Consider the following 17,430-nt stretch of genomic DNA (forward strand, 5'->3'; position numbering starts at 1 on the left):
CGGCCGGGCTTCGGCTACCCGGGTGAGAGGATGACCGCGCCCTGGCCCCTCGTCACCCGTTTCGCCCCGAGTCCGACAGGCTTCCTGCATCTCGGGCACGCGCATTCCGCCCTTGCAGGGTGGCGGGCCGCGCGGCAGGCGGGCGGGCGCTTCCTGCTTCGGATCGAGGATATCGACGCGACCCGGTGCCAGCCGACCTTTGCCGCGGCGATCATGGAGGATCTGGCGTGGCTCGGACTTGACTGGGACGGGCCGGTGCGGGTGCAGTCCCGGCACATGAATGATTACGGACGGACGCTGGATGCGCTGAAGGCGCGCGGCCTGCTGTTCCCCTGTTTCTGCACCCGCAGCGATATCGCGCGTGAGATTGCGGGCAGTGCCGCCGCGCCGCACGGCCCGGACGGGCCGCTCTATCCCGGGACCTGTCGACGGTTGCCGGTGGCGGAGCGGCAGGACCGTATGGCCCAGGCCGTGCCACATGCCTGGCGCCTGGACATGCCCCGGGCGCTGGCGGACCTGCCGGCGCCTCTGTCGTTCGAAGAGGCCGGACGGGGCCGCATTGCCTGCGACCCCGCGCGCTTCGGCGACGTGGTCCTGGCGCGGAAGGAGGTGCCGGCCAGCTACCACCTGTGCGTCACCCATGATGACGCGCGGGACGGCGTTACACTTGTGACGCGGGGTGAGGACCTGCTGCCGGCCACCGACCTGCACCGCCTGCTACAACATCTCATGGGCTGGCCGGAGCCTGCCTATGCGCATCACCAGCTGCTGACGGGGCGGGATGGACGAAGGCTGTCCAAGCGAGACGGCGCGGTGCCGCTGCGGGACCTTCGCGCGCGCGGCGTGCCGCCCGGCGAGGCACGCGCCATGGCCGGCTTTCCCGGCTGACGCTTCAGTGCCCGCCGCCGAGGTAGGCGTCGCGGATCTCCGGCCGTGCCAGCAACTCGCTGCCGGTGCCGCTCATGGTGATGCGGCCGGTCACCAGGACGTAGCCGCGATGCGCCAAGCGCAGCGCCTGATTGGCATTCTGCTCGACCAGCAGCACGGTCAGGCCTTCGCGCTCATTCAGGTCACGGATCGCGGCGAAGATCTGGCGCGAGATCAGGGGCGCCAGTCCGAGGGAAGGTTCATCCAGCAGCAGCAGTCGGGGGCGGGACATCAGGGCGCGGCCGATGGCCAGCATCTGCTGCTCGCCGCCGGATAGCGTCCCGCCCCGCTGCGCCTGGCGTTCCTGCAAGCGCGGGAACAGGGTGAAGACACGGGGCAGTTCGGGGCCCGGGTCACGGCCCACGGCCTGGGCGCCCATCACCAGGTTTTCCAGCACCGACATGCGCGGAAAGATGCGCCGGCCCTCGGGCGACTGCGCGACGCCGCTGCGCATGATCTCGAAGGTTGGCCTGGCGCTGATATCCGTGCCTTCCAGCAGGATCCGGCCGGCGCTGGCGCGCGGGTCGCCGCAGATGCTCATCAGCAGGGTAGATTTGCCGGCGCCGTTGGCACCGATAAGCGTAACGATCTCTCCAGGGTCCACATGTAGCGAAACGCCCTTCAGCGCCTGCACGGAGCCGTAGCTGGCCACAAGCCCGTCCACCTCCAGCATCGGCTTCGTCATCACGCCTCATCCTCGCCGAGATAGGCCGCGATGACATGGCGGTCGTTGCGGATGACCGTCGGCGTACCCTCGGCGATCTTTTTGCCGTGGTCGAGGACAACGACATGGTCGGAGATCCGCATGACGATGCCCATGTCATGCTCTATCAGCAGGACGGAGGTGGGGGCGCTCGTGGTCGCGCTGCCATCGCGGATGGCCACCAGCAGCCGCGCCAAGTCGTCCGATTCGCGCGGGTTGAGGCCGGCCGCGGGTTCATCGAGGCAGAGCAGTGCCGGCATGGTGCACATGGCGCGTGCGATCTCCAGCCGGCGCTGCGCGCCGTAGGGCAGGGCCCCGGCCGGGTCGTCTGCACGGTCCACCAAGCCGATCGCGCGCAGCCAGTCCACCGCGCGATCTACCGCCTCGGCCTCTGCTGTCTTGTAGCCGGAGATGCCGAGCATGGCGCCGATGCCAAATCCGGTGGCTTTCTGCAGCTTCAGGTGCTGCGCGATCAGGAGGTTCTCCAGCACCGTCATCCCGGCGAAAAGCCGGATGTTCTGGAAGGTGCGGGCGACGCCGGCACGTGCGATGCGGTGGTCCTTCAGCGTGTGCAGCGCGGCAAGGCTGCCATCGGCGCGGCGCAGGCTGATCTGGCCGGAGGTCGGGCGGTAGAAGCCAGTGATGCAGTTGAAGACTGTGGTCTTGCCGGCGCCGTTCGGGCCGATCAGCGCGGTGATGCTGCCGCGTTGCACCTGAAAGTCCACGGCATCGACGGCGAGGAGACCGCCGAACCGCATGCTGAGAGCGGTGACGGCCAGGATCTCCGTGCCGGCTTCCGGGCCTGGTGCGAAGGCCGCGCTCATCCGCGGCCCTCGCTGACATGGTGGCCCTCGATGCGGCGGGGTCCGCCGAGCAGGATACTGGGCGCGCGGGTGCCGACGAGGCCACGTGGGCGCATGACCATGATGGCGACCATGGCGGCGCCGAAGACCAGCATCCGGTATTCCTGGAGGTCGCGGAACAACTCAAACCCGCCGATCATGACGATGGCTGCAACCGCGATGCCGATCTGGCTGCCCAGCCCGCCCAGAACCACGATGGCCAGGATGATGGCGCTCTCGATGAAGGTGAAGCTTTCGGGGCTGATGAAGGCCTGCCTCGTGGCGAAGAAGGCGCCGGCGAAGCCGGCGAACATGGCGCCAAGCGCGAAGGCCGTCAGCTTGGTGTTGGTGATGTTGATGCCGAGCGCGCGGCAGGCGACCTCATCCTCCCGCAGCGCTTCCCAGGCACGGCCGATAGGCTGGCGGCGGATGCGGATGGCGACCCAGTTGGTCAGAAGCGCCAGGCACAAGATCAGGTAGTACAAGAAGATGACGCGGTGCGAGGGACTTGGCTCGATTCCGAAGAAGCCTGCGAAGCTGCCGGGCTCCCCCCCCATGCTGAAGGGCAGGCCGAAGAAGGTCGGCCGGGGGATGCCCGAGATGCCGTTCGGGCCGCCAGTCAGCGAGACCCAGTTCAGCAGCACGATGCGGATGATCTCGCCGAAGGCCAGGGTGACGATGGCGAGGTAGTCTCCTCGAAGTCGCAGCACCGGAAAGCCGAGCAGCACGCCCCAGAAAGCCGCCAGGATGCCGGCCAGCGGCAGGCAGAGCCAGAAGGACAGACCGAAATACTGGGCGAGCAGTGCGTAGGAATAGGCGCCGACCGCGTAGAAGGCGACGTAGCCGAGGTCCAGAAGTCCAGCCAGGCCGACGACGATGTTCAATCCCCAGCCCAGCATCACATAGGTCAGCACCAGGATCCCGAGGTCCAGTTCGTAGCGGCCGATGCCGGGAATGAGCGGCAGGATCAGCGCCACCGCGAGCAGCGCCGGGCCGAAGAACATGCCAGCGGTCGACAACGTGCCGGCCAGACGCGCGGCCCCATCGGGTGAGAGTTGGGGGCGCCGCCACAGCCCCATCGCAAGCCGCAGCGCGAAAACCAGGCCGCAGAGCAGAGCCACCTCGGGCCAACGGGTGCGGAGGAACAGGGCGCCAGTCGGCGCCACATCGGTCCGCACCCCAACCATGACCACGAAAAGCCCGAACGCGACCAGCGTGGCCTTTAGCGCATCAATTAGTGCGGGCCGAAGGCGCCCTGCCGGGCGATACGCCTCCTGGCCACTCATACCTTCTCGACCTCCTGCCGCCCGAGCAGGCCGGTCGGCAGGAAGACCAAGGTCAGGATCAGGATCCCGAAGGCGGCGACGTCCTTGTACTGGACGGAGAAATAGGCGGACCAGAAGGTCTCGATCAGGCCGATGAGGAGGCCGCCCAGCACGGCGCCCGGAAGGCTGCCGATGCCGCCCAGGACGGCAGCCGTGAATGCCTTCACACCGACGATGAAGCCCATGAAGAAATCAGCAATGCCGTAGCGAAGCAGATAAAGCGTGCCGGCGACGGCAGCCAAGGCGGCACCAATGACGAAGGCCAGGCTGATGGTCCGGTCGGTGTTAATTCCGAGCAGGGCTGCCATGCGGCGATCCTGCTCACAGGCCCGCATCGCACGGCCCAGCGCCGTTCTCGTGACCAGCCATGTGAACACGGCCAGCACGGCCAGAGTCGAGGTGATGATGAGGATCTGCATATAGGAAAGCTGGACCGCAAAGTTACCATCCCGCATCAACTCAATCCCGCCACGGATCTGCGGCTCCAGCGGCTTGACACGCGCACCCTGGCTGACCTGGACGAAGTTCTGCAGCACGATGGACATACCAATGGCGGAAATCAGCGGCGCCAAGCGAAAGCTGCCGCGAAGGGGACGGTAGGCCACGCGCTCCACCGTCCAGCCATACAGCGCCGTGAACGCCATGGAGATCGCCAAGACCAGGAGTATCGCAGCCGGGCCATCCATCAGGCCGCCCGAGATCAGCATCAGGATGGCGACCAGCGCCACGAAGGCACCGACCATGAAGATGTCGCCATGGGCGAAGTTGATCATGCCGATGATGCCGTAGACCATCGTGTATCCGACGGCGATCAGGCCGTAGATCATCCCCAAGCTGATCCCGTTGATCAACTGCTGCAGCGCGTAGGCCAAGATCCCGTCCCTCGGAGTCGATCAATCGCAGGGACGGTCACGCAACCGCGCAGGTGACGCAAGAGGATTTCAGCGAAGAAGAGCGGTGGCTGCCGGGTTGCGGTCGACAGGAAAGGATGGTGCCCAGGAGTGGAATCGAACCACCGACACTGCGATTTTCAGTCGCATGCTCTACCAACTGAGCTACCTGGGCCCCTTGAGAGGCAGCGCTTGCGCCTCCGGTAGAGGCGCGCGTGATAGCGGAAGGTGTCCAGGCTGTCCACCCATGCCTTCAGCGGCTTTCGTCCGGCGGCAGCGGGTCGCCCTCGACCGGGATCGCGTAGTCTCCGCGGAGCCACCGGCCGAGATCGACCTGGGCGCAGCGCTCGGAACAGAAGCGGGAAGCCGGGTCGGTGACGGCACGTCGGCAGATGGCGCATGTCCGTAGGGATGGCTTTGTGGGTCCGTTTTTGGTCATGGCGAAGGGTCCACAATCTCCTCCTGGCCGGGGCGCAGTCGAGGGTCAGGGTCCAGGATCAGGGGCCTGCCCGCTGCCTCCCGGTAGGCGTCGAGGACACCTGCCTCGAGCCTGAGTGCCGTGATCACCTCGGGTGCCGCCCGCAGTGCGAGGGCCGCGCCCTGGGAGGCGGCGGATTCGCGCAGCGCCTGCCGAAGCGCTGCCAGCCCCCAGGTCAGCGGCGTCGGAGGAAATCCCACAATTTCGTGCAGTGGCGGATGGATGCGGGGGCGCACGATCTCCATCAGGCCAAGACCCGTCAGGCCCAGCAGGCGCGGCTTCAGCGGATCGACCAGCAACGCCGCCGCCATCGGCGCCACGAGCGCCTCACGTTGCCGGACCGAAAGACCAGCGAAATCCACAAGAATGGCGCCGCCCAGGTTCCGTAGCCGGACTTGGCGTGCGATCTCAAGAATGGCCATCGAATTGACGCGCTTGTGTGCCATTGGATCGCGGCTGCCGGCAGCGGGGCCGGTATCCACGTCGATTGCGGTCAGCGCCGAGGTTGGCTGGATGACCAGGCGCGCCCCACCCTTCAACTCGACACCCGGCGAATGCAGATCCTCGATAGCCGCCTCCAACTCCGTATCGAAGGCAGTTCCAAGCACGAGTGAGACACGTCCCTTGCCGATCCGGGCGCCAAGCGCTGCCGCAAGTCGCGCGTTGTCCGTGACGATGGAGGCGTTGGGCCAGTCCCGCGCCAGCCGGGTCGCCGCATCATCACCTCGTCGCACCAGAAGCGGCGCTGCATCGGTGGTGGTGGCGGCGAGCGCCAGTTCGGCTGCGCTCAATCGGGCTGTCGCTCGCGGACCCTTGCCGCCCTGCGCTGCCCGGATGAGTCGCACCGGCAGCGCCTGCCCTTCCTGCAACGCCTGTGCAATCGGCCGGCGGGGCGGCGGCATTTCGCCTTCTGGAAGAAAAGCCGTCGTTCCATCCTGCAGCGTCAGGAATGCGCCGCTCATGGCCGCGGACAGGGCGGACACCCGCGCCAGGTGCAGGTCGCCGACCCCATCGGGACGGCCGGTCCGCTCTACGGCTGCGACCTCCAGCACTCCGCCCCTAAGCCCCGCGACCCGAACCTCGCCCGGCGTGGCGCTGACGCGGATCTCCGCCTGATCATTCATGGCCGCAGCCAGCCAGCTCCCCGAAGCAGCTGCGCTGTTTCGAACAGCGGAAGGCCCACGACGTTGGAGTGGCTGCCGGATAGGAACCGGACGAACATCTCCGCCCGATTCTGGATCTGGTAGCCACCGGCCGCGCCGCGCCATTCGCCGCTGGCCACATGATCCTCGATCTGGGCCTGGGTCAGCCTCTGGAACGCCAGAACGCTGGTAACCAGCCGGGAGGTCTGCGCCCCATCCGGTCGTTGCAGGCAGATCGCGGTCATCACACGATGCCGCCGACCGGACAGCAGGGCCAGGAAATGCATGGCCTCCGCCGCATCGGACGGCTTGCCCATCAGCCGCCGGCCAAGCGCGACCACGGTATCGGCGGCCAGGATCAGGGCATCTGGTTCGGCGAGAGCGCCGGCCGCGGCCTTCGCCGCAGCCAAGCGGATGGCAAGGAGGCGCGGCAGTTCTGCCTTGCGAGGCGCCTCGTCGATGTCAGTCGGCAACACGCGGTCTGGCGTGCATCCGATTCGTGCGAGAAGGTCGAAGCGCCGTGGGCTGGCGGAAGCCAGCACAAGCTTCGGGCGCAGGGCTCCGGATTCGGAGGTACCTGCCGGGCCGCCCGTCACTTGAAGCGGAACGTGATCCGCCCCTTCGTCAGGTCGTACGGTGTCATCTCCACGTTCACGCGGTCGCCGGCCAGGACCCGGATGCGATTTTTGCGCATCTTGCCGCTGGTGTGCGCGAGAACCATGTGCTCGTTGTCGAGCTTGACGCGGAACATCGCGTTCGGAAGCAGTTCCGCCACCGTGCCGCTGAACTCGATCATGTCCTCTTTCGACATGCGCATCCTTCATCGGGACCATCAGCGCGCGCCCGGCCGGTCCAGGGGACACCTCAAGACAGGGACCCCGCACAGTCGCGCAAAGTGGGATCAAGGATGAAGGTGACACGGTTGGCGGTCAAGAATGCCGGGCCGTCGATTTGAGTCGCGCTTCGACGCTGAGGGCATGCGCCTCCAACCCCTCGGCCCGCGCGAGGGTGACGGCAGCCGGCCCGATGGCCGCCAGCGCTGCCGCATCCGCATCCACCCAGGTGGTCCGCTTGAGGAAATCGAAGACGGAGAGGCCGGAGGCGAAGCGCGCGGTGCGTCCGGTCGGCAGGACGTGGTTCGGCCCAGCCACGTAGTCGCCCAATGCCTCCGGGCAGTGTCGGCCGAGGAAGGCTGCGCCGGCATGCCGGATCTGCTGCATCAGGCGGCGTGGCGACTCGACCATGATCTGCAAGTGCTCCGGCGCCAGGCGGTTGGTCAGCGCTACCGCCTCCGCCCAATCGACGACCACGACAATCGCGCCGTGGGCATGCCAGGATGCGCCAGCAATGGACGCGCGCGGAAGCCGCACCAACTCGGCCTCGACGGCCGCTGCCACCCGCTGGCCGAAGGCAGCGTCGTCGGTCACGAGGATGGACTGCGCCACCTCGTCATGTTCGGCCTGGGCGAGCAGGTCGAGCGCGACATGCCGCGGATCGTTGCTGCCATCGGCCAGGATCACCACCTCAGACGGACCTGCGATGCTGTCAATGCCGACGCGTCCGAACACCTGGCGCTTGGCCTCCGCCACATAGGCGTTGCCGGGCCCGACGATGCGGTCGACCGGGGAGAGGGAGGCGGTGCCCCAGGCCATCGCACCCACCGCTTGCGCCCCCCCGATGCGCCAGACCTCGCTGACGCCGGCCAGGCGCGCCGCAGCAAGGACCAGCGGGTTCAGGATTCCGTCCGGCGTCGGCACGCACATGGCGATGCGGCCCACGCCGGCGACCCGCGCCGGCAGCGCATTCATCAGGACCGAGGATGGATAGGCTGCCTTGCCGCCCGGCACATAGAGTCCAACCGCATCCAGCGGTCCCCAGCGCAGCCCTGTGGTGACGCCGGACGTATCTGTCATCTCCAGGTCACGCGGCATCTGCGCGCCGTGGAAGGCTTCAATGCGGCCGGCAGCGAGTTGCAGGGCGGATCGCTGTTCGGTCGTGATGGCTTTCGTTGCGGCCTCGATCTCGGCCATGCTGACCCGAAGTGCCGCGGCATCCCGTGGAACCCAGCGATCGAAGCGGGTGGTCAGTTCGACCAGCGCGTCATCGCCTCGCTGCCGTACCTCGGCGATGACGCTGGCAACGGTCGCATCAACCCGGGCGGTGGTCTCTCGCGCATCGTCGAGAAGAAGGCGGAATGCCAGTTCGAAATCCGGATCGGTGGTCTGAAGCCATTTCATCGCGCATCGACCTCGGCCATCGCGGCACGGAACCGCGCGATCCAGGCGCCGATCGCCTCGGGCTGCGTCTTCAAGGCGGTCCGGTTGACGATGAGGCGGGATGTGACATTGGCGATCACCTCGGTCTCCACCAGACCGTTGGCCCGCAGAGTTGAGCCGGTCTGCACCAGGTCGACGATCAGGCGCGCCAGGCCGAGCGAAGGCGCCAGTTCCATGGCGCCGTTCAGGTGCACAATGTCGGCCTGCATGCCACGCGCCGCGAAATGGCGCTGGGCGATGGCTGGATATTTCGTCGCGACGGTAACCCGCGACCAGGCCGCGATGTCCTCCGGCACGGCGCGCTCCGCCGGTTCGGCGACCGAGACGCGGCACCGGCCGATGCCGAGGTCTAGTGGCGCATAGATCTGGTCGTAGTCGAACTCCATCAGAACGTCTGCGCCGCAGACACCGATCTGCGCGGCACCGTGGGCCACGAAGGTCGCGACATCAAAGGGGCGGACGCGTACCACGTCGAGCGATGGGTGGTTGGTCTCGAACCGCAGGCGCCGGCTGTCCTCGTCGATGTAGTCCGCGGCAGGTGCGATGCCCGCGCGGGCCAGCAGGGGACCGAGTTCGGACAGGATGCGGCCCTTTGGCAGGGCCAGGACCAGGGGGCTGGCCGGGCCCGCCGGGGTCATCGGATCGACGGCAGGGGGGGTCAAAGTTTGCATGTCCGGCCTGATTGCGTGGCGGCGCGCCGCGAAAGGCGGTGCGACCGGAGCCCGGCCCGGGCGAGCGAGCGCGTCGGGCGGATCGCAGAAGGCGCGCCCGGCGTCAACCTCCTGGCGCATCGCAGGCTAGGCTCAGACGGTGAACTGCTCGGCGATGATGCGCTCGGAAAGGCCGTGGTCGGGGTCGAACAGCATCGTCAGCGCCACCTTCCGATCCTCCCAGACCTCCACACGACGGACGTCGCGGACCTCGGTATAATCCGCGACTGCCGCCACAGGGCGCTTATCCGGCTCCAGCACCTCGAAGACCACCCTTGCCTCGGCGGGCAGCAGGGCGCCGCGCCAGCGCCGTGGCCGGAAGGCAGAGATGGGCGTCAGCGGCAGCAGGTTGGCGCCAAGTGGTACGATGGGGCCATGCGCAGAAAGGTTGTAGGCCGTGCTTCCAGCCGGCGTGGACACCAGGATGCCATCGCAGATCAACTCGGAAAGCCGCTGCTTTCCATCCACCAGGATCCGGATCTTGGCGGCCTGCCGGGTCTCCCGCAGTAGGGATACCTCGTTGATCGCCAGGGCCTCGACCGGCTCGCCATGCCCGATGAAAGCGCGCATGCGCAACGGGTGGAGCGTTGCAGCCTGCGCCAGCGAAAGACGCTCGACCAACCCATCGTCGCTGAAGTCGTTCATGAGGAAGCCGACGCTGCCACAATTCATGCCGTAGACCGGCAGGTTCCGGCCGAGCAGCCGGTGCTGCGTCTCCAGCATCAACCCGTCGCCGCCGAGCGCCACGACGACCTGCGCGTCATCCAATGGCGCATTGCCATAGCGCGCCACCAGCGCGGCCATGGCAATGGCGGCCTGGTCGGTCGGTGCAGCGATGATGGCGATGTGGCCCGCCAGCGCAACTGCCGCCGGCAGCGGGGCCAGTCCACTCATCCCCGATGGCCGCAGGATGGGGCGCCGAACTCGCCTGCATCGACCTGATCAGGGTACATCTGCCGTTCCACTCCACCCACCCCTCAAGCCTCGCCCGTTCAGGCACAACAAGACGGGAGGCGCATCGCTTTATCGGGGCGAACGCGGCCAGTCCAATCGAGGCTCGGAGCGTCGCGACCTGCTGTTGTCATCCGGCCAAGCCGCGGGAGGCGGGATCGGCGGGTGCAGGCGCGGCGCCTCGATTGGCGGCCTGGCCGCCTTGGGGGGCTCAGCCCAGTCGTCCTCGACCGGCGCACGACGACGGCCAGGCTCCGGCATCCTGGCGGTCAGGCTGCGGATTTCGGTCTGGATCTCATCGAGCTGTGCCTCGATCGCCTCAAGGCGTCCTTTCAGGCCGAAGACGCTGAACGGCATCAGCAGATAGGCCAGCGCGACCAGGGCCAGGACCACAAGAACGACCAAGCCGACCCAATCGGGCAGACCGGGAATGACCAGAGCACTAGCCAACTGCTGCAGCATCAGCCGCCCGTGACGCTCATGTGGCGTGAAACGGCGGGTCGGTTTCGGACGCGGTCTATGACAAAGTCATGGCCCTTGGGCTTGCGCGATATGGCCTCAAGGATCGCCTGCTGAAGCCCTTCGCGGTCCAGGTCCTGGTTCCGCAGCGGGCCGCGCAGGTCGGCCGAATCGTCCTGTCCGAGGCACATGTACAAGGTGCCGGTGCAAGTCACGCGAACGCGGTTGCAGCTTTCGCAGAAATTATGCGTCAGCGGCGTGATGAACCCAATTCGGCCGCCGGTTTCTGCCACAGTGAAGTAGCGTGCAGGCCCGCCGGTCGTGTAGTCGGTTTCCTGCAGGGTCCACCTTTCCCGCAGCTTCGACCGGACAGTCGAGAGCGGTAGGTATTGATCGTTGCGATCGCCGGTAATCTCCCCGAGCGGCATGGTCTCGATCAGACAGAGGTCGAAGCCATGTTCACCGCACCAGGCTACCATTCTGTCGAACTCGTCTTCGTTCACGCCCTTCATCGCCACCGCATTTATCTTTACGGCGAGGCCCGCAGCCTTGGCGGCGAAGATGCCGTCCAGGGTCGGCTCGATCTTGCCCCATCGGGTGACGGCCGCGAAGGTCGCGGGATCAAGGGTATCAAGGCTCACATTGATGCGACGAACCCCGGCGGCGTGAAGATCCCCGGCCATGCGAACCAGCTGGGTCCCGTTCGTGGTCAGGGTCAATTCATGCAGCCCACCGGCGCCTATGCGCGCCCCCAGGCTGCGGACCAGGCTCAGAACATTCTTGCGCACCAGTGGCTCGCCGCCGGTCAGGCGGATCCGGTCCACGCCAAGCCCGATGAAGGCGCCGCACAAGCGGTCAAGCTCCTCAAGCGTCAGGATTTCCGCCTTCGGCAGGAAGGTCATGTCCTCCGCCATACAATAGACGCAGCGCAGGTCGCACCGGTCCGTGACGGAAACGCGGAGGTAGCTAATCCTGCGTCCAAACGGGTCGATCATCTAAAGGAGGTTCCCGGCTTCGGCGACAAATGGAACGCGCCAGCTCATTTGGTCCACCCCCCCGGCCGGATGCAAGCCCTCGGCCAACACTCTGCAAGGCGCCGGGTCAGGCCAGCAGCGCGGCCAGGCCCGTTGAAACGAGAAACAGCAGGGCTGCACGGCGGTACCAGCGCTGGGGAACGACATGAAACAGCCTTGCGCCGATGGGGACACACAGCATCAGGACTGGCAGCAGCAGAAGCGTCTTCGCCAGCACCGCCCAGCTCATCAGCCCGCCGAGCGCCGGCGGGATGACCGAAATCAGGGATATCGTGCCGAAGAACAGAATGAGGTTGGCCCGGTGCTGCCGGACCGCCTCGGGTCCCGCCAACAGGTAGAGGATGACCGGCGGTCCGCTCATGCCCGTCGCGCCCTTGAGAAGCCCGGCGGCTGTGCCCACGGCGATATTCAGTGGCAGCGGGCGTGACCCCGAATAGCGCCATCCGGACATGAGCAGCAGACCAAAGACCAGTACGAAGCCGCCGATGCAGCGCCGCAGCAGGTCCTGGTCCGCACTGATCAGAATGAAGGCTCCGACCGGGGTGGCCAAGGCTGCCGCTCCGCCAATCGGCAGGATCACCCGCCGATTTGCCTCGGACAGGGCGCGCGGAACCAGTTGCAAGGAGACAACGAGCTCCATCAACAGCATGACCGGAACGCCGATGCGTGGACCCCAGAGAACCGAATAGGCGGGAGCGAGAAGCACCGCCGTGCCGAAGCCGGAATAGCCTCGCATGACGCCGGCGATGGCGGTTGCCAATAACGCGGCGTAGATCGGCCACTCAGCAAGCAGCCCGAGCATCTGTTGCGGAAGGCTGATCAATCGGACTCCGGGGGAAGCAGGATCAAGGTGACCCGGTCGCTTCGGATCAGGACCTTGCCGGCCTCGGCAAAATTAACGGTCACCCGGTCGCCGACCACGGACTGGACCTGCCCGACACCCCAGGCGGGCTGATCTGGGTGGCGTACACGCAGTCCGGGATGGAGTTCGCTCGACACAACATGATCTTAGCGGCTCCAGCGCCGCTCCGGCCAGTCGACCGGCACAGGAAAAGCTGATTTGCCTACCGAAATATGCAATCTGGCAAGATGGTTGCGGTAGAGCCAGATTTGCCCTCGGCCGGCCGCTGTGGCCTGCCGGTGCGCTGCGGAGGATTGAATGCTGCCCGACAAACTCGCCCTGGCCCAGGCCGTGTGCACCAGACTCTGCCATGACCTTGGCGGGGTCGCCGGGGCCTTGGCTGGGGCGCTCGACCTGCTGGGTGGGCCGGGCGACGACGCCATGGACGTCGCGCGCGACGCATCGCGAATCATGGATCGCCGCATCCGCTTCTACCGGGCCGCCGTCGGCGCCGGCTGTGGCGATTGCCGGCTGGAGGAGATCGCGCAGATGATGGAGGGCCTGACGCTGGGGCGGAAGGCGGAGATCGATCTGACGGACCTTGAACCTACGGTGGTCTTTCCCGCCCATCTGACCCAGGCGCTGATGCTGGGTGCGTGGGCCGCGGTGGATGCGCTGCCTCGTGGAGGGATTGTTCGTCTAGGTGGCGACCTCATCGATGGCTTCTCGATCTGGCCAGACGGTGCCGGCGCTGCGTGGCAACCAGCCCTGGCCGCGGGATTGGCAGGTGACGAGGTGCCGATCAACGCCCGCAGCGTTGCGGTTCCCTTGCTACTGGCCGTTTCCGCCAATGCAGGCATAAGGCTCGATCTGCTTCTTGGAGGCGGTGGTGGAGCCTCGCCGCTGTTGTTCACCCTGCAGACCCGGAACTAATCGCGGCGGCTTGGATGACCCGGTGGGCGTTTACGGAATATTCGGCGCGTTGACCCATGCTCCGTGCAAGCCAAGGCGCCGGAGCCCCGAATGGACGACCTGCTCGCAGACTTCCTGACAGAGACGCATGAAGGCCTGGTGGCGCTCGATGTTGCGCTGCTGAGGCTGGAGAAATCGCCTGGGGACAAGCCTACCCTTTCGGAGATCTTCAGGCTCGTCCACACGATCAAGGGGACCTGTGGATTCCTGGGCCTGTCCCGGCTCGAAAGGGTCGCGCATGCCGCAGAGAACATCCTGGGTCTGTACCGTGACGGGGCGATGAACGTGACGCCGGCTGGCGTGACGCTGGTCCTTGGCGCTCTCGACCGTATCAAGGACATCGTTGGTGCCCTGGAGCGTGGTGGCACTGAACCTGCAGGTGACGACGAGGAACTGATCTCGAAGCTGGATGACCTAGCCCACGGGCCACTCGTGGACGCAGCGGATGCGTCGCCGGGGGGATCTGAAGCTGAAGCCAAGCCGAGCGCGGTCGATGTGTCGGTCCTGACCGCCCAAACGGCACCAGCCCCGCCCAAGGCGACACGACTGGAGGCGAGTGTGGAGCCGGTTGCGGAGGAGTTGGTACCCGGCCACGCCGCGCCACAAAGCATTCGAGTTTCGGTCGACGTGCTCGAAGACCTCATGATGCTGGTCAGCGAGCTGGTCTTGACCCGCAACCAGCTCATGCAATTGTCGCGCGCCCGCAGCGACGGCGCCTACAGCGTTCCGCTTCAGCGCCTTTCACACATCACGTCCGACCTTCAGGACGGGGTGATGAAGACTCGGATGCAGCCGATCGGGAACGCCTGGGCAAAGATGCCGCGGCTGGTCCGCGACCTTTCGCTGGAACTAGGCAAGAAGATCGACCTCGAGATGCGGGGTGCGGACACTGAGCTTGATCGACAGGTCCTCGAGCTCATCAAGGACCCGCTGACGCACATGGTGCGCAATAGCGGAGACCATGGGCTTGAAGGTCCGGAGGACCGGCGGCGCGCAGGGAAGTCCGAGACCGGCCGCATCATGCTGAACGCCTTCCACGAGGGTGGACACATCCTTATCGAGATCTCCGACGACGGGCGTGGGCTGAGCACCGAGCGCATCCGCCAGAAGGCCATCTCGCAAGGCCTTGCAAGCGAGGCGGAGGTCGGCGGCATGAGCGATGGCGAGGTTCATCGGTTCATTTTCCGCGCCGGCTTTTCCACGGCCGCCGCGGTCACCGCCGTCTCCGGCCGGGGTGTCGGGATGGATGTGGTGAAGACCAACGTCGAGCGGATCGGTGGTACGATCGATGTGACTTCGACCGAAGGGCGCGGCACCGGCTTTACCATCAAGATCCCACTGACGCTCGCGATCGTCTCGGCGCTGATCGTGGAGGTCGCTGGTGAGCGGTTCGCGATCCCGCAGATCGGCGTTCTGGAACTGGTCCGCGTCGGCGGCGGATCCAGTACACGGGTTGAACGCATCAAGGACGCACCTGTGCTGCGCCTGCGCGATCGGCTGCTGCCATTGGTTTCTCTCGGTCGCGTGCTTGGCCTGGAGGAAGAGAGTGCAGCCCCGATCGCCGAGACAGCTGATATTGGTTTCGTCGTCGTCACGCAGGTCGGCGCGAATGTCTTCGGTATCATCGTCGACCGTTTGTTTGACACGGAGGAGATCGTCGTCAAACCAGTTGCGCCGATCCTTCGGCACATCGGCATGTTCTCGGGCAACACCATTCTTGGTGATGGCAGCGTGATCATGATCCTCGACCCCAATGGCATCGCCCGCGTCACCGGTGTTGTTGCGGATGGTGCGGGCCCGCGCGCCGAGGACAGCAAGGTGACAAGCGGCATGCGGTCCAGTGAGACAACCGCGTTGCTGCTGTTTCGTGCGGGCGATGAGACGCCGAAGGCAGTTCCTCTGGGCCTTATCGCCCGTCTCGACGACATTCCCATGGAGCAGATCGAGAACTCAGGTGGGATGCCGGTGGTGCAGTACCGTGGGCAGTTGATGCCACTGTTGTCGATGTCGGGCGGCTTCGCGCGAGGGGAAGGTGAGCAGACCCGGCAGACAGTGCTGGTCTTCAGCGAGGGTGATCGCAGCCTCGGCATCATGGTGGATGCCATTCTCGATGTGGTGGACGAAGCGCTCAGCGTACAGGCAGGCCAAGGCCGCCTGGCTTTCTCGGGTCCGCCGTCGTGGCCGGTAAGGTTACCGAGGTTATCGACACGGCCTGGTGGCTTCGCCAAGGCGGCGGGGACTGGTTCCGGCCTGCCATCAGCCCCCCAATGGCGCGACGCCTGCTGCTGGTGGACGACAGCGTGTTCTTCCGGGAACTCGTGGTCCCGGCACTCGCCGCCGATGGGTACGAAGTGGTCGCGGTGGAGGGTCCGGCGCAGGCACTGCGGTTGCGTGAGCGGGGAGAGACCTTCGACGCCATCGTTTCTGACATCGAGATGCCGGAAATCGACGGCTACGCCTTCGCCCGCGAGGTCCGCGGCGGCGGCCTCTGGCAGGATCTGCCGATGATCGCACTGACCGGCCGGGTGGAGCCGGCAGCTGTCGCGAAAGGGAGAGCGGCTGGCTTCACTGATTACATCGGCAAGTACGACCGGGAGGCGCTGCTCGCTAGCCTCTCCCAGTGCTTTGCCGTGCCTGTTGCAGCCTGAGGGAGTATCCTGACGTGCGAACGCAAGCAACTCATTCGGCCATAGCCGACGCCGACCTTTTCCTCACGCTCGCTGTCGCTGGACAGGCCTGCGGCGTGCCGGTGCTTGTCGTGCGAGACGTATTGGGGCCGCAGACCATCACTCGTATCCCGTTGGCACCGCCCGAGGTCGCAGGCAGCCTGAACCTCCGCGGGCGTATTGTCACCGCCGTAGATCTGCGGCGCCGGCTGGGATTACCGATCCGGGAGCCGGATAGGCAGCCCATGAGCATCGTCGTGGAGATGGCTGGCGAACTCTACAGCATGCTCGCGGATTCGGTGGGCGAGGTGGTGCCGTTGCGGGAGGAAGATTCGGCCAGCAATCCGCCGACCCTCGACGCAGTGTGGCGGGATGTCTCAAGGGGGGTACATCGTCGCGACGGCCAGTTGCTGATCGTGCTGGATGTCGAGCGGGTCCTGGCCATTGGTGGCGGCCGATGAGCACGTCGGTGGATTCGGCCGAGCCGCGTCATTGTCTGGTGGTCGACGACAGCCGCGTGGTGCGGAAGGCAGCCCGACGCTTTCTTGAAGGCTTCGGGTTCACCGTCCGCGAGGCGGCGGACGGGCAGCAGGCGATGGAAGCCTGCCGTGATTTCCTGCCAGAAGTCGTTCTGCTCGACTGGAACATGCCTGTCATGGACGGGCTGACCTTTCTCAAGGCCGCACGCGCGGAATTTGACGCAGACCACCCGGTGATCGTGTTGTGTACGACGGAGATCGGCCTTGATCGCATCATGGCTGCCCTTGAGGCGGGCGCACAGGAATATGTGATGAAGCCGTTCGATGCGCAGATTCTCGGCAGCAAGCTGGAGCAGCTCGGACTGATCAGGACCGAGGCAGCGTGAGGACAGCGGACCTGGTGCGCGTGCTGCTTTGCGACGACAGTCCTGCGGCGCGAAGTGCGATTTCAAGGATGTTGTCCAGCGACCCGGAAATTCGTGTCGTGGGAAAGGCCGCCGATGGAACCGAGGCACTGGCGCAGCTGACGGCATTCGCGGATGCGGACCGGCCCCAGGTGGTACTGCTCGATCTGGAGATGCCGCGCATGGATGGGATGACGGCGCTTCCCCTGTTGCTGAAGGCCGCGCCCGGAACGGCAATCATCGTGGCCAGCGCGCTGAGCCAGCGTGGCGCGGTCGCAACCATGACGGCGCTCCGCGCCGGGGCGGTCGACTATATTCCCAAACCCTCGGC

Annotated in this window: 21 protein-coding genes, 1 tRNA gene and 1 pseudogene; 7 read left to right on the top strand and 16 right to left on the bottom strand. The window is 66.3% G+C overall.

The genetic code is table 11. The features are described 5' to 3' along the window. Nucleotides 1–30 precede the first annotated feature (30 nt). Nucleotides 31–888, top strand: coding sequence for a tRNA glutamyl-Q(34) synthetase GluQRS (gluQRS, locus tag ACLF3G_RS12325; protein WP_430669662.1), 858 nt, complete (start codon nt 31–33; stop codon nt 886–888). 4 nt (nt 889–892) lie between these two features. On the opposite strand, the gene ACLF3G_RS12330 is transcribed toward gluQRS, so the two are convergent. The 16 genes from ACLF3G_RS12330 to ACLF3G_RS12405 form a co-directional block, all read right to left on the bottom strand. Next, nucleotides 893–1,612 (bottom strand): ABC transporter ATP-binding protein, encoded by a 720-nt coding sequence (locus tag ACLF3G_RS12330; RefSeq protein WP_430669663.1) that lies wholly within the window; start codon nt 1,610–1,612, stop codon nt 893–895. Further along, nucleotides 1,612–2,454: an ABC transporter ATP-binding protein gene (locus tag ACLF3G_RS12335; RefSeq protein WP_430669664.1), complete on the bottom strand. Its 843-nt coding sequence runs from the start codon at nt 2,452–2,454 to the stop codon at nt 1,612–1,614. Before ACLF3G_RS12335 ends, ACLF3G_RS12330 begins: the two co-directional genes overlap by 1 nt. Beyond that, nucleotides 2,451–3,758, bottom strand: coding sequence for a high-affinity branched-chain amino acid ABC transporter permease LivM (livM, locus tag ACLF3G_RS12340; RefSeq protein WP_430669665.1), 1,308 nt, complete (start codon nt 3,756–3,758; stop codon nt 2,451–2,453). Before livM ends, ACLF3G_RS12335 begins: the two co-directional genes overlap by 4 nt. Next, nucleotides 3,755–4,669 carry a branched-chain amino acid ABC transporter permease gene (locus ACLF3G_RS12345; RefSeq protein WP_430669666.1) on the bottom strand — a complete coding sequence of 305 codons (915 nt, stop codon included), beginning with the start codon at nt 4,667–4,669 and terminating at the stop codon, nt 3,755–3,757. The genes livM and ACLF3G_RS12345 overlap by 4 nt, the downstream gene beginning before the upstream one ends. 117 nt (nt 4,670–4,786) lie before the next feature. Next, a tRNA-Phe gene (locus ACLF3G_RS12350) sits at nt 4,787–4,862 on the bottom strand. A 78-nt stretch (nt 4,863–4,940) separates the two neighbouring features. Continuing rightward, entirely contained in the window at nt 4,941–5,126 is a 186-nt protein-coding gene (locus ACLF3G_RS12355; RefSeq protein WP_430669667.1) for a DNA gyrase inhibitor YacG, read from the bottom strand. Then, entirely contained in the window at nt 5,123–6,289 is a 1,167-nt protein-coding gene (locus tag ACLF3G_RS12360; protein ID WP_430669668.1) for a ribonuclease E/G, read from the bottom strand. The genes ACLF3G_RS12355 and ACLF3G_RS12360 overlap by 4 nt, the downstream gene beginning before the upstream one ends. Further along, nucleotides 6,286–6,864: a Maf family protein gene (locus ACLF3G_RS12365; RefSeq protein ID WP_430669697.1), complete on the bottom strand. Its 579-nt coding sequence runs from the start codon at nt 6,862–6,864 to the stop codon at nt 6,286–6,288. The genes ACLF3G_RS12360 and ACLF3G_RS12365 overlap by 4 nt, the downstream gene beginning before the upstream one ends. Before the next feature lie 35 nt (nt 6,865–6,899). Further along, nucleotides 6,900–7,118, bottom strand: coding sequence for a translation initiation factor IF-1 (gene infA, locus ACLF3G_RS12370; RefSeq protein WP_217379027.1), 219 nt, complete (start codon nt 7,116–7,118; stop codon nt 6,900–6,902). 118 nt (nt 7,119–7,236) lie between these two features. Then, nucleotides 7,237–8,544 carry a histidinol dehydrogenase gene (gene hisD, locus ACLF3G_RS12375; protein ID WP_430669669.1) on the bottom strand — a complete coding sequence of 436 codons (1,308 nt, stop codon included), beginning with the start codon at nt 8,542–8,544 and terminating at the stop codon, nt 7,237–7,239. Then, nucleotides 8,541–9,221: an ATP phosphoribosyltransferase gene (gene hisG / locus ACLF3G_RS12380; RefSeq protein WP_430669670.1), complete on the bottom strand. Its 681-nt coding sequence runs from the start codon at nt 9,219–9,221 to the stop codon at nt 8,541–8,543. Before hisG ends, hisD begins: the two co-directional genes overlap by 4 nt. Nucleotides 9,222–9,386: 165 nt before the next feature. After that, a complete protein-coding gene (locus ACLF3G_RS12385; protein WP_430669671.1) occupies nt 9,387–10,187 on the bottom strand; it encodes an NAD kinase in 801 nt (266 codons plus the stop codon). A gap of 129 nt (nt 10,188–10,316) precedes the next feature. Beyond that, nucleotides 10,317–10,706 carry a hypothetical protein gene (locus ACLF3G_RS12390; protein WP_430669672.1) on the bottom strand — a complete coding sequence of 130 codons (390 nt, stop codon included), beginning with the start codon at nt 10,704–10,706 and terminating at the stop codon, nt 10,317–10,319. Beyond that, entirely contained in the window at nt 10,706–11,698 is a 993-nt protein-coding gene (moaA, locus tag ACLF3G_RS12395) for a GTP 3',8-cyclase MoaA (protein ID WP_430669673.1), read from the bottom strand. Before moaA ends, ACLF3G_RS12390 begins: the two co-directional genes overlap by 1 nt. Before the next feature lie 106 nt (nt 11,699–11,804). Further along, the gene (locus ACLF3G_RS12400) at nt 11,805–12,539 is read right to left on the bottom strand and encodes a sulfite exporter TauE/SafE family protein (protein ID WP_430669674.1); all 735 of its coding nucleotides are present in this window, start codon (nt 12,537–12,539) and stop codon (nt 11,805–11,807) included. Nucleotides 12,540–12,556: 17 nt separating this feature from the next. Continuing rightward, complete coding sequence (locus ACLF3G_RS12405) at nt 12,557–12,736, bottom strand: DUF3553 domain-containing protein (protein WP_430669675.1); 180 nt, start codon at nt 12,734–12,736, stop codon at nt 12,557–12,559. Between the two features lie 160 nt (nt 12,737–12,896). Between ACLF3G_RS12405 and ACLF3G_RS12410 the strand changes: the two genes are divergently transcribed. From ACLF3G_RS12410 to ACLF3G_RS12435, 6 genes and pseudogenes are all read left to right on the top strand, one after another. After that, entirely contained in the window at nt 12,897–13,511 is a 615-nt protein-coding gene (locus ACLF3G_RS12410) for a histidine phosphotransferase family protein (protein ID WP_430669676.1), read from the top strand. A gap of 90 nt (nt 13,512–13,601) precedes the next feature. Further along, nucleotides 13,602–15,608: pseudogene (locus ACLF3G_RS12415) on the top strand (chemotaxis protein CheA); the annotation flags it as partial. Between the two features lie 209 nt (nt 15,609–15,817). Next, nucleotides 15,818–16,198 carry a response regulator gene (locus ACLF3G_RS12420; RefSeq protein WP_430669677.1) on the top strand — a complete coding sequence of 127 codons (381 nt, stop codon included), beginning with the start codon at nt 15,818–15,820 and terminating at the stop codon, nt 16,196–16,198. 14 nt (nt 16,199–16,212) lie between these two features. Continuing rightward, a complete protein-coding gene (locus ACLF3G_RS12425) occupies nt 16,213–16,677 on the top strand; it encodes a chemotaxis protein CheW (protein ID WP_430669678.1) in 465 nt (154 codons plus the stop codon). Continuing rightward, nucleotides 16,674–17,081 carry a response regulator gene (locus ACLF3G_RS12430; protein ID WP_430669679.1) on the top strand — a complete coding sequence of 136 codons (408 nt, stop codon included), beginning with the start codon at nt 16,674–16,676 and terminating at the stop codon, nt 17,079–17,081. Before ACLF3G_RS12425 ends, ACLF3G_RS12430 begins: the two co-directional genes overlap by 4 nt. 14 nt (nt 17,082–17,095) lie before the next feature. After that, nucleotides 17,096–17,430: response regulator (locus tag ACLF3G_RS12435; protein WP_430669680.1), on the top strand; the 335-nt coding region annotated here is incomplete at its 3' end.

The organism is Falsiroseomonas sp. HC035, from assembly GCF_050563525.1.
Lineage (GTDB): Bacteria > Pseudomonadota > Alphaproteobacteria > Acetobacterales > Acetobacteraceae > Falsiroseomonas.

What these genes read in the sequence shown, in the direction of transcription:
- infA (WP_217379027.1), bottom strand. Translation starts at nt 7,118, where the DNA reads ATGTCGAAAGAGGACATGATCGAGTTCAGCGGCACGGTGGCGGAACTG.
- moaA (WP_430669673.1), bottom strand. Translation starts at nt 11,698, where the DNA reads ATGATCGACCCGTTTGGACGCAGGATTAGCTACCTCCGCGTTTCCGTC.
- ACLF3G_RS12355 (WP_430669667.1), bottom strand. Translation starts at nt 5,126, where the DNA reads ATGACCAAAAACGGACCCACAAAGCCATCCCTACGGACATGCGCCATC.
- hisG (WP_430669670.1), bottom strand. Translation starts at nt 9,221, where the DNA reads ATGACCCCGGCGGGCCCGGCCAGCCCCCTGGTCCTGGCCCTGCCAAAG.
- ACLF3G_RS12400 (WP_430669674.1), bottom strand. Translation starts at nt 12,539, where the DNA reads ATGCTCGGGCTGCTTGCTGAGTGGCCGATCTACGCCGCGTTATTGGCA.
- ACLF3G_RS12360 (WP_430669668.1), bottom strand. Translation starts at nt 6,289, where the DNA reads ATGAATGATCAGGCGGAGATCCGCGTCAGCGCCACGCCGGGCGAGGTT.
- ACLF3G_RS12390 (WP_430669672.1), bottom strand. Translation starts at nt 10,706, where the DNA reads ATGCTGCAGCAGTTGGCTAGTGCTCTGGTCATTCCCGGTCTGCCCGAT.
- gluQRS (WP_430669662.1), top strand. Translation starts at nt 31, where the DNA reads ATGACCGCGCCCTGGCCCCTCGTCACCCGTTTCGCCCCGAGTCCGACA.
- hisD (WP_430669669.1), bottom strand. Translation starts at nt 8,544, where the DNA reads ATGAAATGGCTTCAGACCACCGATCCGGATTTCGAACTGGCATTCCGC.
- livM (WP_430669665.1), bottom strand. Translation starts at nt 3,758, where the DNA reads ATGAGTGGCCAGGAGGCGTATCGCCCGGCAGGGCGCCTTCGGCCCGCA.
- ACLF3G_RS12430 (WP_430669679.1), top strand. Translation starts at nt 16,674, where the DNA reads ATGAGCACGTCGGTGGATTCGGCCGAGCCGCGTCATTGTCTGGTGGTC.
- ACLF3G_RS12420 (WP_430669677.1), top strand. Translation starts at nt 15,818, where the DNA reads ATGGCGCGACGCCTGCTGCTGGTGGACGACAGCGTGTTCTTCCGGGAA.
- ACLF3G_RS12410 (WP_430669676.1), top strand. Translation starts at nt 12,897, where the DNA reads ATGCTGCCCGACAAACTCGCCCTGGCCCAGGCCGTGTGCACCAGACTC.
- ACLF3G_RS12335 (WP_430669664.1), bottom strand. Translation starts at nt 2,454, where the DNA reads ATGAGCGCGGCCTTCGCACCAGGCCCGGAAGCCGGCACGGAGATCCTG.
- ACLF3G_RS12385 (WP_430669671.1), bottom strand. Translation starts at nt 10,187, where the DNA reads ATGAGTGGACTGGCCCCGCTGCCGGCGGCAGTTGCGCTGGCGGGCCAC.
- ACLF3G_RS12330 (WP_430669663.1), bottom strand. Translation starts at nt 1,612, where the DNA reads ATGACGAAGCCGATGCTGGAGGTGGACGGGCTTGTGGCCAGCTACGGC.